This is a genomic window from Naumannella huperziae (assembly GCF_054073625.1).
On record NZ_JBSXPH010000001.1, the window covers coordinates 3101555 to 3116718 of the forward strand.

Here is a 15164-nt window from a genome sequence, read left to right on the forward strand (position 1 = left end):
CTCGGTCCTGCACCGCTCTGGTAGCAAGCTCTCGTATCAACCTGCGTTGATATCAACTTTGCCTGATACAAGCTGCGTGGCGCAAGCCGCGGGGCGGAACGATCAGGTGAAGGCGTTCGTCAGCTCGTTGAAGCCGAGGTAGAAGAACAGCACCGCGACGAGCACCAGCCCGACATTGGCCCACCAACGGTTCCGCCACTGCCCCATCGCCTTCGAGTTCAGCAAGAAGATCAGGGTCAGTCCCAGGAACGGCATGAAGAACGCGCCGAGCACGGTGTAGGCGAGGATCAGCCAGTCCGGGCGCCCCAACGCGACGAGAATCATCGGCGGGAAGGTCAGCCAGAGGATGTAGGCGCGGTAGTACTTGCCGCCCGTGCGCGCATTGGGGCTGTCCACCGGCTCGGAGCGGGCGCGCCGGACGAAGTCGGCGAACATCAGCGAGACGCCGTTCCAGACACCGATCAGCGAGCTCATCGCGACGGCCCAGAAGCCGACCAGGAAGACCTTCGAGGCGATGAACCCGTAGCGCTCCTGCAACACGTTGGTCAGATCGAGCAGGCCCTTGTCCCCGCTGGAGACCGCCACCTGCGCGGAATACAGAACCTCGGCGCCCATGATCAACGTCGCGACCACGAAGATGCCGGTGATCACGTACGCCATCGTGTTGTCGATCCGCATCACCTTCATGAACCGCGGGGTGCTCCAGCCCTTTTCCCGCAGCCAGTAGCCGTACGCCGCGAGCGTGATCGTGCCACCGACGCCGCCGGCCAGACTCAACACGTTGACCGCGCCGCCGTCGGGGATGGTCGGGACCAGGCCTGCGAGAAGCTGCGGAAGATTGGGCACGGTGATGATCGCCGCGCCGACGACACAGACGAACATGATCCCGACCAGCACCGCGCAGACCTTCTCGAAGGTCGCGTAGCGGCCGAACCAGACCAGCAGCGCGCCGGCGATGCCGGAGATGATGCCCCATACCGGCGTGGGCAGGACGGGGAACAGCGCATTCAGGGGCAGGCCCGTGCCGGCCATCGCGGCCGCACCGTAGACGAAACCCCAAACGATGATGTAGGGCACGAAATAGATGCTGGTCCACACGCCGAGCTTCGCCCAGCCGTCATAGATGCTGGTGCCGGTGGCGAGCGTCCAGCGCCCGGCCCCCTCGACCAGGATGATCTTGAGCAGGCAGCCGAGCACGACGGCCCAGAGCAGGGCATAGCCGAATTTGGAGCCGGCGATCAAGGTGGCGACCAGGTCGGCCGCCCCGACACCGGTGGCCGCCACCACGATGCCCGGGCCGATCAATTTCCAGCTCGGGCGAACCTCGCCGGCCTCGTCCGCTCGTGTCGCCATTGATCACTCCTCGCCTCGGTTCCCGATCACGGGTTACCGCGGCAGTCTAGGGATCATCCCGCCGGCATGGGAGCTTCAGTTGATCACAAGCAGGTCACCGATCTCGCAATCCAGCGCCTCGCAGATCGCGGTCAGCGTGGAGAAACGGACTGCCCGGGCCCGATCGTTCTTGAGCACCGACAGGTTGACCACGGAGACTCCGACGCGCTCGGCCAGCGCGGTGAGCGTGATCCCCCGCTCGGCCAGCAGCTCATCCAGTCGGCAGTGCACCCGATGCGATTCCTCGGCAGGCATCAGATCAGACCCTCGGCGTCCTCACGCAGGGCAAGCCCGCGCCGGTAGACCTCGACCAGGACCAGCAGGACGAGGCCGACCACCACCGGCACGGCGTACCCGGGCGGGATCGCGTAGTAGAAGGAGGTCTCGACCTGATGGCCCCAGGTCAGGAACAGCGCGACCGCGAGCTCCAGGAGCGGCACCAACAGCCCGTAGGCGAAGACGCACCGGGAGAGCAGCTCGACTCGACGCAGGGCGGGGCCGGTGAAGGGCTCGCCGGCCCCGACATCGCCGAGCAGCCGCCACAGGGCGCGGCCGCCGACGGCGATCAGCGCCGCGCCGGCGACCGGCGGCACCAGGCTGAGCAGCCACCACCCGGGAGACGCGCCCGGGGCCGACCAGATGATCCGGTCGGCGTAGTTGGCCACCGCCGCAGGCGTGGCCCCGGATCCGCCCCACACCGGCCCGAGCTGTTCTTGCGTACTACCGACCCAGCGCAGCGGCTGGCCGCTCGCCCACGCGACCAGCGGCGCGGCGATCATCAGCGCCGGGACCACGATCGCGAACGTCGCCACCAGGCCCCTGACTGCCCGTAGGCGACGGGCCCCGAGCGGTTTCACCTCGCGTGCGGACATCCCACTCCCCCTTCGTCATTATCGATTTTCGATATTATCGTTCTTCGTTGTTATCGTCAATCGTGATGATCGGCTTGGCTAGAGTTGCCGCCATGACGCAGTCCCCCGCAGCGACCGATCCGACCCGCACCGCCTCCGGCTGGGGGCTGGCCACCGAACACGCCGGCGGCCAGCTGCTGGACGCCTGGTACCCGGAGCCGACGCTCGGCGAGACCGTTGTCGGTCCGCCCGATGCGCTGTCCGCCCTCGCCGGCGAGGACCCCGCGCGGGCGACCCGGGCCGTCGTGGTGCGTACCGAGATCGACCTCGATGCCGCGCCCGCGGACGCCGCCGATGCGTACCTGCGGCTGCACCTGCTCTCCCACCGCCTCGTCGCGCCGAACACGATCAACCTGGACGGCCTCTTCGGCCGGCTGGCGAACGTGGTCTGGACCAGCGCCGGTCCGTGCGCCGTCGACGGCTTCGAGGCGGCCCGGCTGCGCCTGCGCGCCGCCGGTCCGGTCGCCGTGTTCGGCGTGGACAAGTTTCCGCGGATGACCGACTACGTGGTGCCGACCGGGGTGCGGATCGCCGACGCCGACCGGGTACGCCTGGGCGCCCACCTCGCGCCGGGGACGACCGTGATGCACGAGGGCTTCGTCAACTTCAACGCGGGTACGCTCGGCAGCTCCATGATCGAGGGCCGGATCTCCCAGGGCGTCGTGGTGGGCGACGGCTCCGACATCGGCGGCGGCGCGTCCACGATGGGCACGCTGTCCGGCGGCGGCACCGAGCGGGTCTCGATCGGCGAGCGCTGCCTGGTCGGCGCCGAGGCCGGGGTCGGGATCGCGCTCGGCGATGACTGCGTGGTCGAGGCCGGGCTCTATGTCACCGCCGGCACCAAGATCACGATCGGCGACCGGACGGTCAAGGCCCGCGAGCTGTCCGGCCGGAACAACCTGTTGTTCCTGCGCAATTCGCTGACCGGCGCCGTCGAGGCCCGCGACCGCTCCGGCGGACGGGTCGAGCTGAACGCCGCGCTGCACGCGAACTGATCAACGCCGGATGGCCTCCTCCCAGCGCGGCGTCCGCGCCCTCGGCTGTCTCGTCGTGCTCGCGCTGGCGGTCGGTGCCGGGCTCGGCGCGGCGTACCTGATGGGCCGCGAGAGCGGCAACATCGCGCCGAGCGCGCTGGAGGACCGCTGCATCCTGACCGCCGCGGGCGATTCGGTGACGCTCGACCCCGAGCAGGCCCACTACGCCTCGATCATCGTCGGCACCGCCGTCCGCCGCGGCCTGCCCGCCCGGGCCGGTTCGATAGCGATGGCGACGGTCTACCAGGAGTCGGGCATCCGCAACCTCGACTACGGCGACCGGGACTCGCTCGGGCTGTTCCAGCAGCGGCCCTCCCAGGGCTGGGGAAGCCCGAGCGAGGTACGCGACCCCTGGTATGCGACCGACGCCTTCTACGACGCCCTGGTCGAGATCGACGGCTGGCAGACCGGCGACATCAACGATGTCGCGCAGGCGGTGCAGCGCAGCGGCTATCCCGAGGCGTACCGGCAGCACGAGCCGAATGCCCGGATCATCGCCAGCGTGCTGGCGGGCCGCTCGCCGCAGGGCATCACCTGCGCCGTACGCGACGATGCCCCGGGCGACCCGGAGGGGCTGGCCGCGAGCATCGAGAAGACGCTCGGGATCGCGGTCGACCCCGGCTCCGCGATCGCCGCCGACCCGGGCGACGACAACACCCGCTGGGCCCTCGCCCACCATGCGGTGGCCAATGCGGGTCGCTACGGGGTCTCCGCCGTGCAGGTCGGCGACCGGCGCTGGACGCGCTCGGACGGCTCCGCGCCCGCCTGGCAGCCGAGCGAGGAGCCCACCGACGGCGTCGTGATCAGTTTTCGCTGAGGCGCCGCGCCGCGGCCGCGATCCGCTCGTCGGTGGCGGTCAGGGCGACCCGCACGAAGCGGTCCGCGCCCGTGGTCGGGTCGCCGTAGAAGTCGCCGGGTGCGACCAGGATGCCGTGCCCGGCGAGGAAGTCCACGGTCTCTCGGCAGTTCTCCTCGCGGGTGGCCCACAGGTAGAGCGAACCCTCGGAATGCTCGATCCGGAATCCGGCCGCGGCCAGTGCGGGCGCGAGCACCGCACGGCGGCCCAGATAGCGGGCGCGCTGCTCTGCCACGTGCGCGTCGTCACCGTAGGCGGCGACAGACGCGGCCTGGATCGGGCCGGGCGGGATCATCCCGGCGTGTTTGCGCATCTCCAGCAGGCGCCGGATCAGGGCCGGATCGCCGGCAACGAATCCCGCGCGATAACCCGCCATGTTGGAGCGCTTCGACAGCGAGTGCAGCGCGAGCAGCCGCTGGTGGTCGCCGCCGCTGATCGGCTCGCCGAGCACGGTCGCCGGCTCGGCCTCCCAGCCGAACTCGGCGTAGCACTCGTCGCCGGCGAGCACACCGCCGGTCGCGCGCGACCACTCGACCCAGGCCCGCAGCTCGTCCTCCGACGCGATCCGACCGGTCGGGTTGCCGGGCGAATTGACCCAGGCGAGCCGCGCGTCCCCCGCCTGGCCCGGGTCGTCGGTCGCCACCACCGTCGCCCCACACAGGGCCGCACCCACCGCATAGGTCGGATAGGCGACCGACGGGACGACGACCCGATCGCCCGGACCGAGGCCAAGCAGCGTGGGCAGCCAGGCGACGAATTCCTTGGTGCCGATCAGCGGCAGGGTCGCGTCCGCTTCGATCGGTACGCCGAAGCGCCGCGCCAGATAGCCGGCCTGGGCCGCGCGCAGGTCGGGCGTACCGGTGGTGGCGGGGTAGCCCGGCGCGTCGGCGGCGGCGGCCAGGGCCTCGCGCACGGGTGCCGGCGTGGGATCGACCGGCGTGCCGACCGACAGGTCGACGATGCCGTCCGGGTGGGCGGCCGCGCGGGCCTTGGCCCCCGCGATCGTGTCCCAGGGGAAGTCGGGCAGGGCCCGCGCGCGCGGGACTTCGCTCACTCGGCCCCGTTCTGCGGCGGCAGCGCGGCGACGAGCGGGTGATCGGAGTCGATCACGCCGAGCTTGGCGGCCCCGCCCGGCATGCCGAGATCGTCGAAGAACTTGACGTTGACGTCGTAGTACTCCGACTGGTCCTCGGGCAGGTCGTCCTCGTAGTAGATCGCCTCGACCGGGCAGACGGGTTCGCAGGCCCCGCAGTCCACGCATTCATCGGGTTGGATGTAGAGCATCCGCTTGCCCTCGTAGATGCAGTCCACCGGACATTCGTCGACGCAGGCCCGGTCCTTGATGTCCACACAGGGCTGCCCGATGATGTAGGTCACGACTCCACTCCTCGCGTTCTGCACGGATCGTCCCACCTGCTGCGGGACGTCCCCACTAGTATCACGCCTCCCCCGCCCCGCCGATGCAAAGGTTCACCTCATGAATCGACCGGGCCGCGACGTCCCCCGGACCGGACAGCGCTTCACGGTACGCCGCCGGCTGCCCGACGGCGGCGTCGGCGACGTCATCGGGGTGTTGATCTTCCACGATGATCAACAGCTCGTGCTGACCGACCGGCGTGGCAGGAATCACACCATCGCCCGGGCGGACGTGATCGCCTCGCGCCGGGTGCCCGACCGGCCGGGCGGCACCCGATGAGTTGCGGGGATCAGTTGCAGGTGACCTCGCGGGTCGCGTAGTAGCGCCAGGAGTAGTTCTCCCGCGGCTTGGCGAGCTTTCCGTCGCGATAGAGCTCGCGCCAGTAGGTGGCGGTGAAGCCCGGCACCTCGCCCTGCGGCTGGCAGGAGGACGAGCTGTCGGTGGTCGGCGGGTCGGTGTAGAAGTCGGACTTGCGTGGCTCGGCGGTCTTCACCTCGTAGTACTTGGTGGACCACATCTTGAAGGTGATCGAGCCGCGATTGCCGGGCGTCGACTTGTTGATGATGCCCTGGATCACCACGCCGTAGGGGGTGTTGTTCTTGATCTTGAGATCCTTCGAGCCCCAGGCCACCGTCGCCTCGCGACCAACCGGGTAGCGATCGATGTAGAGGGTGTGCGGCCAGTGCTCCACGTCCTCCAGACCGGCGAAGAAGCCGGCGTTGTAGAGCGTCGTCACCGACTGCGAGACCCCGCCGCCGGTCTCCTTGACGAATCGGCCGTTGGAGATGATCGTGCCCTCGACGAATCCGTTGGCGGTCGTCCGCTCGCCGACGGTCTCGTTGAACGAGAAGGTCTCGTCCGGCTTGATCAACACCCCGGTCAGGACCTCGGCCGCCCGGCCGATGTTGGCATTGCGGTAGTCGGCGTGCGGGAACCGGGTGGTGAACTCGCCCACGACCTCCTTCACGCCGAGCTTCTCCGCCGCGGCGGCGTCCAGTTCGGCCTTGGCCTGGTCGATGGGCACCTCGATCGAGCGCCCCTCGGACTTGGTGACGACCGGCTCGACGGCGGCGAGCAGCTTGTCCGGCATGATGTCGTCGCCGTCCTTGGATTTGGTCACCACCGGGCGCCCGCCCTCGAAGCGGAATCCGGCGTCCTGGGGCTTGCTCAGCTTGACGTTCTTGGTGATCTCGGGATTGGTCTGGCTGCGCAGTTCCTTGGCGTCGATCCTGGCCTTCGGCGCGCCGTCGACCGCCTCGAACCTGGTCGACTTGGCGATGGCACGCTCGGTGACCTTGAACTCGCCCTTGTCGGTCTTGGCCGTGATCGGGCCGGAGATCGCGGGCTCGGCCCACTCGGTCGCGAGCTGCTCGACCTCGGCGGTGCTGATGTCGGGATCCTGCACCGCCGCGGTCACCGGGACCGTGGTGGCGGTCAGGTACGCCGACCGCAGCTCCTCGGCGGCCGCCGCGCGATCGACCCGGACCGACTGCTGGCCGGGCTCCTTGACGATCTTCGGGGCACCCTCCCGCGGCACGTCGAACTTGATCGAGGCGTCCTTGGGCTCGGTGTCGAGCTGCTTGGCGGCCGCGTCGACCGCGGCCGTCAGCGCCGCCTCGTCGACGGCGACGACCGGCTCGGTCGCCCCACCGCCGGTCAGCACCCGCAGGATGTGGGCCGGCGATGCGCTTCGGCCCACGCCGGTCGCCGCCAGCGTCGCCTCGTAGTCGATGGCCAGACCGGCGTCGGCGGGTTTCACCGTGGCCGTCTTCTCCCCCGCCCGCAGCTCCAGCTCGGCGGACTCGGCATCGGCCAGCTCGGCGCGCAGCTTGTCGTTCGCCTCGGCACGCGGCAGGCCGCCCAGCGAGATGCCCGCCACGGACGCATTGCGCGGGACGACATCGCCGGCGGCGAGATAACCCGCCAGGTACAGCCCGCCGAGCGCCAGCACGAACAGGGCGACGACCAACCCGACGACCCAGCCGCGGCGCCGCGGCTTGTCACGGGACGGGTCGGGGCGCGAGCCGGCCTTCGTGGTGGTTGTCAATTCCCCGTCCTACCCTTGGCTGCGTGGTTCGCCCACGCGGTCGTCAGCGTGATTTCGCGCAGAGTCTACGGGACCGCGGCCCGCGATCACGCATTCTCCGCGCCCAGGTAGCGGCTCCCGTAGAACAGCAGGGGGGCGAGGTCCGCGGCCGCGTCTGCCGGCTCGGCCGTCAGCACCGAGGCGACGAACAAGGTGTGGTCGCCCGCCGCCACCCGTTCCACCGTCCGGCACTCGAGCCAGGCGAGCGCGCCGGTCAGCAGCGGCAGGCCGAGCTGCCCCACCCGGTGCGCGACCCCGTCGAACTGGCTGGCCAGATCGCGCCCGGAGCGGGCGAAGTGCGCGGCGACCGCCGCCTGGTCGGCGGACAGCACCGACACGGCGAAGTCCCCGGACTCGGTCAGTGGGCGGTGGAACCTGGTGCTCGTCGCGACGCTCAACAGCACCAGCGGCGGGTCCAGGGAGACGCTGGTGAACGAGTTGGCCGTCATCGCATGCCACCGGCCGCCGTCGCCGCGCGTCGTGACCACCGTGACCCCGGTGGCGAATCTCGCCATCGTCGTCCGCAGCCGCGACGAACGCGCCGCGGCACCGGGGCCGGCGACCAGATCGTCGCGGTCGCCGGCGCTTGCGGGTTCGCTCACGACAGGCCGGCGAACAGGTCGTCCGCGGGCGGCCCCGGGGGCATCGCGATGCCCGCCGCCAGCCGGTAGCTCTCGGTGCCGGCCACCTGGGGTGCCCGCTGGGCCGCCGCGGCGAAGGCCGCGAAGAATCCGTCGTCGAGGTTGACCTGCGATTCGTGTGCGCGCAGGGCCGCCTCCTTCGCGGCGGCATGTTCTGGTGCGTGGACGCCGACCGAGATCAGTTCGTCGGGTACGCCCATCGGCAGCCGGTCGGAGTCCGGGTCGAGGCCGCCGAAGGACTCGGTGTCGCCGGCCTCGCGCAGCGCGCGGATGAGTTCGCGTACCGCGCCTCGGGCCCAGGTCGACCAGAAGAGGCGCGACACCTGCCACGGCTCGCCGAGATCGGGCCGGTAGCCGTCGATCGCGGCCAGCAGATAGGCATACATCGTCACCCGATGCGCCTGGATGTGATCGGGATGGCCGTAGCCGCCGAAGTCGTCGTAGGTGATCATCACCTGCGGGCGCCGGTCCCGGATCAGGGCCACCAACAGATCGGCGGCCTCGCGCAGGTCCGCATGCCAGAACGCGCCCTCGGGCACCTCGGTCCCCGGAACCACGGAGCCGTCCTCGGCATAGGCCATGCCCGAATCGTGATAGCGGAAGTCGCCGCCGAGGCGTACCGCATCGGTGATCCCCAGTTCGGCCATCGCCTTGTCCAGTTCGCCCAGCCGGTGCCGACCGAGCTGCTCGGGCGTGAGGTGCTTGAGTCGGTCGGAGACGATCTCCCCGAGCTCGCCGAGAGTGGCCGTCACCAGGGTGACCCGAGCCCCCTGGGCGGCGTACTTCGCCATCGTCAGCGCGGTCTGGCTGGACTCGTCGTCGGGATGGGCATGCACCAGCATCAGCCGGCGTTCATCGTGCGGAATCACGTCGGCCACTCTAGGAGCTCAACCGCGGTTCAGCGCGAGCGGACGTGCTCAGACGACCCGGACGGGCTCGGCGAAGTGACAGGCCGAGGGATGCTCGCTGACGCCGTCGGGGTGATCGATCAACGGCGGGTCGTCGACCGAGCAGACATCCTTGGCCTTCCAGCAGCGGGTGTGGAAGCGGCAACCCGACGGCGGGTTCGCGGGGCTGGGCACATCGCCGGACAGCACGATCTGGCGGCGGGTGTCGCGCTTGGTCGGGTCCGGCACCGGCACCGCCGACAGCAGCGCCTGGGTGTAGGGGTGCGTCGGCCGCTCATAGATCTGCTGCTCATCGCCCACCTCGACGATCTTGCCCAGATACATCACGGCGACCCGGTCGGAGATGTGCCGGACGACCGACAGGTCGTGGGCGATGAAGACATAGGCCAACCCGAGCTCGTCCTGCAGCTTCTCCATCAGGTTGACCACCTGGGCCTGGACCGAGACGTCGAGCGCGGAGACCGGCTCGTCGCAGACCAGCACCTTCGGGTTCAGCGCGATCCCGCGGGCGATCCCGATGCGCTGGCGCTGGCCGCCGGAGAACTGGTGGGGATAGCGGCCGATGTGCTCGGGATTCATCCCGACCAGCTCCAGCAGCTCCTGGACGCGCTTGCGCTTCGACGTGCCCCGCGACAGCGCATCGGGGTGGATGTCGAAGGGTTCGCCGACAATGTCGCCGACCGTCATCCGGGGGTTCAGCGAGGTGTAGGGGTCCTGGAAGACCATCTGGATGTCGCGGCGCAGGCGACGCATCTCGGGGCCGGACTGGGAGTAGACGTCGACGCCGTCGAAGGTCAGCGTGCCGGACGTCGGCTCCTCCAGCCGCATCAGCATCCGGCCGAGGGTGGACTTGCCGCAGCCCGACTCGCCGACGATGCCGAGGGTCTCGCCCTTGTAGAGCTTCAACGACACACCGTCCAGGGCCCGCACGTGGCCCTTGGTGGTACGCAGCACGCCGCCCTTGATCGGATAGTGCTTGACCAGATCGGTCGCCTCGATGATCACATCGCCCTCCGGCCGGGCGGCCGGACGCGCGGACTCAACGCTCGTCGACATGGAGCACCTCCTCGGTGAAATGGCAGGCTGAGGTGTGGCCGGGAGCCACCTCGATCAGCGGCGGCGCCCCGCCCTCGCGGCACAGGTCGCGCGCGAACCGGCATCGCGGATTGAACGCGCAGCCCGGCGGGATTCGCATCAGATTGGGTGGCAGGCCGCCGATCGCCGTCAGCTCCTGGCCCTTCTGGTCCAGCCGCGGAATGGATTCCAGCAGGCCCAGCGTGTACGGGTGCGCCGGGCGATCGTAGATCTCGAAGACACCGGCCGACTCCACGATCCGGCCGGCATACATCACCGCGATCCGATCGGCCACGTCGGCCACCACACCGAGATCGTGGGTGATCAGGATGAGGCCCATCTGCCGTTCGGCCTGCAACTCGGCCAGCAGCGCCATGATCTGCGCCTGGACGGTCACGTCGAGCGCCGTCGTCGGCTCGTCGGCGATCAGCACCGCCGGATTCAGCGCGATCGCCATGGCGATCATGATCCGCTGCCTCATGCCGCCGGAGAACTGGTGCGGGAACGCGTTCACCCGCTGCTTGGCTCCGGGGATGTTCACCCGCTCCATCAGCTTGATGGCCTGGGCCTTGGCGTCGGAGCGATTCATCCCGCGGTGCACCCGCAGCATCTCCGCGATCTGCCAGCCGACCGGAAAGACCGGGTTCAACGACGACAGCGCGTCCTGGAAGATCATCGAGATCTCGGGGCCGCGGATCGCCCGGCGTTCCTTCTCGCGCATGGCCAGCAGATCCTGGCCGCAATAGCGGATCGACCCGCCGGTGACGAAGCCGGGCGGGCTGTCCAGGATGCCCATGATCGCCTGGGCCGTCACGGACTTGCCGGACCCGGACTCCCCCAGGATCGCCAACGTCTCGCCCGACCGCAGATCGAAGGACACACCGTTGATCGCCTTGGCCACCCCGTCGCGGGTGCGGAACTCGACCTGCAGGTCATCGACCTCGAGCAGGGTCTCGCCGTCGACCGGGACGAAGCGGTCGTCGGCGGTGCGCGCCTCGACGAGCTCCTCGTCAAGCTTCGGATTGGACATGATCAGTCTCCTTGGCTGCCGCGCTCAGCGCAGCTTCGGGTCGAGCGCGTCGCGGACGGCGTCGCCCAGCATGATGAAGGCGAGGACCGTCACCGACAGGAAGATCGACGGGAAGATCAGCATGTGCGGCGTCTGGCGTACCAGACCGATCGACGAGGCGTCGGCGATCGACAGCCCCCACGAGACGGCCGGCGGTTGCAGGCCGATGCCGAGGAAGGACAGCGTCGCCTCCAGCGCGATGTAGACGCCGAGGTTGATCGTCGCGATGACCAGGATCGGCGCCAGGGCATTCGGCAGGACGTGCGACATGACGATCCGCCACGGCGAACCGCCGAGGGCCCGCGCGGCCGTCACATAGTCGTTCGGCTTCACCTGGAACACCGCCGAGCGCATCAGGCGGGCCGTCGTCGGCCAGGCGAACAGGATGATCACCAGGCTCACCTTGCCGGTGACCACGAAGAAGTTGGCACCCGGCGGCGAGGGGAAGATGTAGAGGAAGAGGATGCCCGCCAGCAGCAGCGGGATGGCCAGGAAGATCTCCCCCACCCGGGAGAGCAGCGAGTCGACCCAGCCGCCGAGGTAGCCCGAGACCAGGCCGACCAGACCGCCCAGCACGAGCACGCCCAGGGTGGCCACCACGCCGACCAGGATCGAGGCGCGGGCCCCGTAGATGGTCCGGGTGTAGACGTCGTAGCCCTGCTTGTCGGTGCCGAAGATGTGCTCCGGCGACGGTGGCTGCCGGGCGATCGACAGGTTGGCGTACTCGGGATCGCCGCTGGCGAACCACTGCGGGAAGACGGCCATCGTCACGACCACCAGGATCAGCGCGCCCGAGATCCAGAACATCGGGTTGTGCCGCAGTTCGCGCCAGGCGTCGGACCACAGCGAACGGGCTCGCTGCTCGCGTTCCGGAGCGCCCGGCGGGCCGGGCGCGACCTCGGCGCGCTCCACCGCGGACACCATCGTGTCGGCCGCCGGGTCGATGCCCACACCGGGCGCTTGGGCAGTCGGTTCAGTCATGGCTGATCCTCGGATCCAGGTAGCCGTAGAGGACGTCGACGAACAGGTTGGCGAGCAGGTAGACCGCGACCAGCAAGGTGATCGTGCCGACCACCGCGGTGCCCTGTTTGGTGGCGATGGAGCGGAACAGGTAGCCACCGATGCCGTTCACGTTGAAGATGCGCTCGGTGACCACGGCCCCGCCCATCAGGGAGCCGACGTCGGTGCCGATGTAGGTGACCACGGGGATCATCGAATTGCGCATCGTGTGCACACCGATGGTGCGCGCATTGCTCAGGCCCTTCGCCCGGGCGGTACGCACATAGTCGGCGCGCAGGTTCTCGGCGAGGCTCGCCCGCATCAGGCGGGCGATGTAGGCCACCGACACCGAGCCCAGCACCAGGCCGGGCAGCAACAGCGAGCGCAGCGAACTGTCCCCGGCCGTGGCGGTGAAGATCTCGATCGGTCTACCGAGTCGTTCGGACAGCCATTGGTTGAGCTGGATACCGAGCACGAGCTGCGCCAGGCCACCGAGCACGAAGATCGGGATCGAGATGACCACGAGGCTGGAGACGGTGACCAGGTAGTCGATGAAGCTCTTGCGGAAGACGCCGGCCAACACCCCCGCCAAGATGCCGATCACGGCCTCGAAGACGAGCGCGATGAGGGCCAGCTTGATCGTCGTCGGCCAGCGGACGAGCAACTGCTCGCCGACATCCTGGCCGTTGAACGTCGTCCCGAGATCACCGCGGAACAGGTCACCCAGGTAGTAGCCGTACTGCACGATCAGCGGCTGGTCGAGGTGGTACTCCTCCACCAGCCGGGCGATGTAGGAAGGGGGGCACGGGCGCTCGCCGCAGCGGCCCACCGTGGGGTCGCCGATGCCGTAGACCATGGCATAGATCAGGAACGTGGTGCCCAGGAAGACCGGGATCAGTTGCAACAGTCGCCGGGCAATGTAGGTCAGCAAGGGAAATCCGTTCCGCGCAAGATCGAGAACGCAGGATCAGGGTCAGGGAACAGGCTGTGGTGGTGTGGGCCGGGCCAGCTCGGCCCGGCCCACACCGTCGTCATGCTTGGCGGCTCAGCCGTTGACGGTGACCGCCGTGTAGTCCGGCGTACCGAGCGGCTTGAGGTTCACGTTCGACACGCGGTCCGACCAGCCGATGGTCTCGGCACGGTAGAACATCGGCAGCGACGGCAGGTCCTTGGCCAACTGCTCCTCCGCCTGGCGGTAGAACTGGTTGGCCTCGTCCGGCGTCGCGGCGGCATTGCCGTCGGCGAGCAGCCGCTCGAACTCGGGGTTGTCGTACCGGGTGTAGTTCGAGCTCGACCCCTTCGAGTACAGCGGGGTCAGGTAGTTCTCGATCGACGGGTAGTCCGCCTGCCAGCCCGAGCGCCAGATGCCGGTGTACTCGGCATTGGTGCGCCCGGTCAGGAAGCTCGCGAAGTCCACCGTCATGTTGATCTGGCAGTCCACACCCAGGTTGTTCTTCAACTGGTTGCAGACGGCCTGAGCGGTCTCGCGGTTGCCCGCACCCTCGGGGTTGGTGGTGTAGAGCAGCTTGCCCTTGTAGCCACCGGCCGCGTCGTAGAGGCGCTTGGCCTCGGTCGGGTTGAACTCACAGGTCGGCCCACAGGTGTTGGCCTGGTACTCCGGCAGCGAGGGCGAGCCCCAGCCGTCCAGCGCGGGACGCGAGCCGTTGAACAGCGTCGTGTTGATCTCCTCGCGGTCGATCGCCATCGAGATCGCCTTGCGCAGGTCGACATTCTTCAACTGCTCGTCCGACGGGGAGATCTCGACGGTACCGATGGACAGCGTCGACTTCTGCTGGTTGCGGTCCGGCAGATCGGACTTGTACAGGTCTCCGGCGAGCTGGTCCGGCGGGATCTGGTCGATCACGTCCAGGTTGCCGGCGACCACATCGGCGTACGCGGCACCGATGTCTTCGTAGATGCGGAAGGTGATCTTGTCGGCATTGCCCGGATCGACGCCGGTGTAGTCGGCGAACTTGGTCAGCACGGTCTGCTGGGTGTCCACCGACTCGACCTGGTACGGGCCGGCGCCGATCGGCTTCTTGGCGAACTCCTCCTTGCCCTCGGAGGTGTCGGCGAAGAACGCATCCGGCTGCGGCGCGAACGCGGTGTAGCCGAGCCGGACCGGGAGGTTCGAGACCTTCTCGGTGGTCTTGATGGTGAACGTCGTGTCATCGACGACGGCCAGGCCCGACAGCTTGTCGGTCTTCGGCTCGGACTTGCACTCGTCGTCGGGGCACTGGGTGTCCTTGAAGCCCTCGATCGGCTGCATGAAGTAGGAGCCCTGCTGGCCGTTCGGGCCGTAGGCGGTGTAGTTCCACGCGTCGACGAAGTTCTTGGCCTTGATCTCGGTCCCGTCGTGGAACTTGTAGCCCGGCTTGATCTTGACGGTGAAGGTCTGGTTGTCCTCGGTCTCGATCGACTCGGCGATGTCGTTCTCCGGGGCGGCGGTCTCGCCGTTGTAGTGCACCAGCTTGGCGGTGACCAGGTCGAGGATGTTGCCGCCGCAGACCTCGGCGGTGTTGCCGGCGATCAGCGGATTCTCGGGGGTGCAGCTGTTGACGCTGTATTCACCGCCGCCCGCCGCTGCTCCGTCGGTGGTCCCGCCGGGATTGGTGCCGCCACCGGAGCCGCAGGCAGCGACCAGCATCGCAGCGGCGATGCTGGTGGCTCCGGCGGCCAGCAAGCGAGTACGTCCTCGCATGTGTCCTCCTTGGTTGTCCCGCTGGTAGCGGTCGCTGTGCGGACGGCGGCTGGTCGGCGCGGACGCCTTGGAACCG

General features: G+C 69.0%; 16 protein-coding genes. 3 read left to right on the forward strand and 13 right to left on the reverse strand.

What is annotated here, in order from left to right:
* Positions 1–102 precede the first annotated feature (102 nt).
* From ACXDC7_RS14820 to ACXDC7_RS14830, 3 genes are all read right to left on the reverse strand, one after another.
* Positions 103–1353 carry an Nramp family divalent metal transporter gene (locus ACXDC7_RS14820; RefSeq protein ID WP_459222582.1) on the reverse strand — a complete coding sequence of 417 codons (1251 nt, stop codon included), beginning with the start codon at positions 1351–1353 and terminating at the stop codon, positions 103–105.
* 75 nt (positions 1354–1428) lie between these two features.
* The gene (locus ACXDC7_RS14825; RefSeq protein ID WP_179445705.1) at positions 1429–1647 is read right to left on the reverse strand and encodes a helix-turn-helix domain-containing protein; all 219 of its coding nucleotides are present in this window, start codon (positions 1645–1647) and stop codon (positions 1429–1431) included.
* Positions 1647–2204: a DUF2975 domain-containing protein gene (locus ACXDC7_RS14830; protein WP_459222583.1), complete on the reverse strand. Its 558-nt coding sequence runs from the start codon at positions 2202–2204 to the stop codon at positions 1647–1649. The genes ACXDC7_RS14825 and ACXDC7_RS14830 overlap by 1 nt, the downstream gene beginning before the upstream one ends.
* Positions 2205–2356: 152 nt before the next feature.
* Between ACXDC7_RS14830 and dapD the strand changes: the two genes are divergently transcribed.
* Together dapD and ACXDC7_RS14840 are read left to right on the forward strand one after the other, a co-directional pair.
* Positions 2357–3298, forward strand: a complete 942-nt coding sequence (dapD, locus tag ACXDC7_RS14835) for a 2,3,4,5-tetrahydropyridine-2,6-dicarboxylate N-succinyltransferase (RefSeq protein WP_459222584.1) — start codon at positions 2357–2359, stop codon at positions 3296–3298.
* 10 nt (positions 3299–3308) lie between these two features.
* Positions 3309–4154, forward strand: a complete 846-nt coding sequence (locus tag ACXDC7_RS14840; protein ID WP_459222585.1) for a hypothetical protein — start codon at positions 3309–3311, stop codon at positions 4152–4154.
* On the opposite strand, the gene dapC is transcribed toward ACXDC7_RS14840, so the two are convergent.
* Positions 4141–5247: a succinyldiaminopimelate transaminase gene (dapC, locus tag ACXDC7_RS14845; RefSeq protein WP_459222586.1), complete on the reverse strand. Its 1107-nt coding sequence runs from the start codon at positions 5245–5247 to the stop codon at positions 4141–4143. The genes ACXDC7_RS14840 and dapC overlap by 14 nt on opposite strands.
* Complete coding sequence (fdxA, locus tag ACXDC7_RS14850; protein WP_179445700.1) at positions 5244–5570, reverse strand: ferredoxin; 327 nt, start codon at positions 5568–5570, stop codon at positions 5244–5246. Before fdxA ends, dapC begins: the two co-directional genes overlap by 4 nt.
* A 100-nt stretch (positions 5571–5670) precedes the next feature.
* Between fdxA and ACXDC7_RS14855 the strand changes: the two genes are divergently transcribed.
* Positions 5671–5889 carry a hypothetical protein gene (locus ACXDC7_RS14855; protein WP_179445699.1) on the forward strand — a complete coding sequence of 73 codons (219 nt, stop codon included), beginning with the start codon at positions 5671–5673 and terminating at the stop codon, positions 5887–5889.
* Positions 5890–5899: 10 nt separating this feature from the next.
* Here ACXDC7_RS14855 and ACXDC7_RS14860 read toward each other — a convergent pair whose 3' ends face one another.
* The 8 genes from ACXDC7_RS14860 to ACXDC7_RS14895 all read right to left on the reverse strand — a co-directional run bounded on the left by ACXDC7_RS14860 (position 5900) and on the right by ACXDC7_RS14895 (position 15088).
* The gene (locus ACXDC7_RS14860) at positions 5900–7657 is read right to left on the reverse strand and encodes a VanW family protein (protein ID WP_459222587.1); all 1758 of its coding nucleotides are present in this window, start codon (positions 7655–7657) and stop codon (positions 5900–5902) included.
* Between the two features lie 86 nt (positions 7658–7743).
* Complete coding sequence (locus ACXDC7_RS14865; protein WP_343045954.1) at positions 7744–8298, reverse strand: flavin reductase family protein; 555 nt, start codon at positions 8296–8298, stop codon at positions 7744–7746.
* Positions 8295–9206, reverse strand: coding sequence for an N-acetyl-1-D-myo-inositol-2-amino-2-deoxy-alpha-D-glucopyranoside deacetylase (gene mshB / locus ACXDC7_RS14870; RefSeq protein WP_343045953.1), 912 nt, complete (start codon positions 9204–9206; stop codon positions 8295–8297). Before mshB ends, ACXDC7_RS14865 begins: the two co-directional genes overlap by 4 nt.
* A 48-nt stretch (positions 9207–9254) precedes the next feature.
* Positions 9255–10301: an ABC transporter ATP-binding protein gene (locus ACXDC7_RS14875; RefSeq protein ID WP_459222588.1), complete on the reverse strand. Its 1047-nt coding sequence runs from the start codon at positions 10299–10301 to the stop codon at positions 9255–9257.
* Positions 10285–11349 carry an ABC transporter ATP-binding protein gene (locus ACXDC7_RS14880; protein WP_179445696.1) on the reverse strand — a complete coding sequence of 355 codons (1065 nt, stop codon included), beginning with the start codon at positions 11347–11349 and terminating at the stop codon, positions 10285–10287. The genes ACXDC7_RS14875 and ACXDC7_RS14880 overlap by 17 nt, the downstream gene beginning before the upstream one ends.
* Before the next feature lie 24 nt (positions 11350–11373).
* On the reverse strand, positions 11374–12369 hold the full coding sequence (locus ACXDC7_RS14885) for an ABC transporter permease (RefSeq protein ID WP_179445695.1): 996 nt from the start codon (positions 12367–12369) through the stop codon (positions 11374–11376).
* Positions 12362–13318, reverse strand: coding sequence for an ABC transporter permease (locus tag ACXDC7_RS14890; protein WP_179445694.1), 957 nt, complete (start codon positions 13316–13318; stop codon positions 12362–12364). The genes ACXDC7_RS14885 and ACXDC7_RS14890 overlap by 8 nt, the downstream gene beginning before the upstream one ends.
* 114 nt (positions 13319–13432) lie before the next feature.
* A complete protein-coding gene (locus ACXDC7_RS14895) occupies positions 13433–15088 on the reverse strand; it encodes a peptide ABC transporter substrate-binding protein (RefSeq protein ID WP_459222589.1) in 1656 nt (551 codons plus the stop codon).
* Between the last annotated feature and the right edge of the window lie 76 nt (positions 15089–15164).

Bases quoted from the DNA above. Each gene is read 5' to 3' on its own strand.
- ACXDC7_RS14820 (WP_459222582.1), bottom strand. From the start codon at position 1,353: ATGGCGACACGAGCGGACGAGGCCGGCGAGGTTCGCCCGAGCTGGAAA.
- ACXDC7_RS14855 (WP_179445699.1), top strand. From the start codon at position 5,671: ATGAATCGACCGGGCCGCGACGTCCCCCGGACCGGACAGCGCTTCACG.
- ACXDC7_RS14875 (WP_459222588.1), bottom strand. From the start codon at position 10,301: ATGTCGACGAGCGTTGAGTCCGCGCGTCCGGCCGCCCGGCCGGAGGGC.
- ACXDC7_RS14825 (WP_179445705.1), bottom strand. From the start codon at position 1,647: ATGCCTGCCGAGGAATCGCATCGGGTGCACTGCCGACTGGATGAGCTG.
- ACXDC7_RS14880 (WP_179445696.1), bottom strand. From the start codon at position 11,349: ATGTCCAATCCGAAGCTTGACGAGGAGCTCGTCGAGGCGCGCACCGCC.
- ACXDC7_RS14895 (WP_459222589.1), bottom strand. From the start codon at position 15,088: ATGCGAGGACGTACTCGCTTGCTGGCCGCCGGAGCCACCAGCATCGCC.
- dapD (WP_459222584.1), top strand. From the start codon at position 2,357: ATGACGCAGTCCCCCGCAGCGACCGATCCGACCCGCACCGCCTCCGGC.
- ACXDC7_RS14885 (WP_179445695.1), bottom strand. From the start codon at position 12,369: ATGACTGAACCGACTGCCCAAGCGCCCGGTGTGGGCATCGACCCGGCG.
- ACXDC7_RS14840 (WP_459222585.1), top strand. From the start codon at position 3,309: ATGGCCTCCTCCCAGCGCGGCGTCCGCGCCCTCGGCTGTCTCGTCGTG.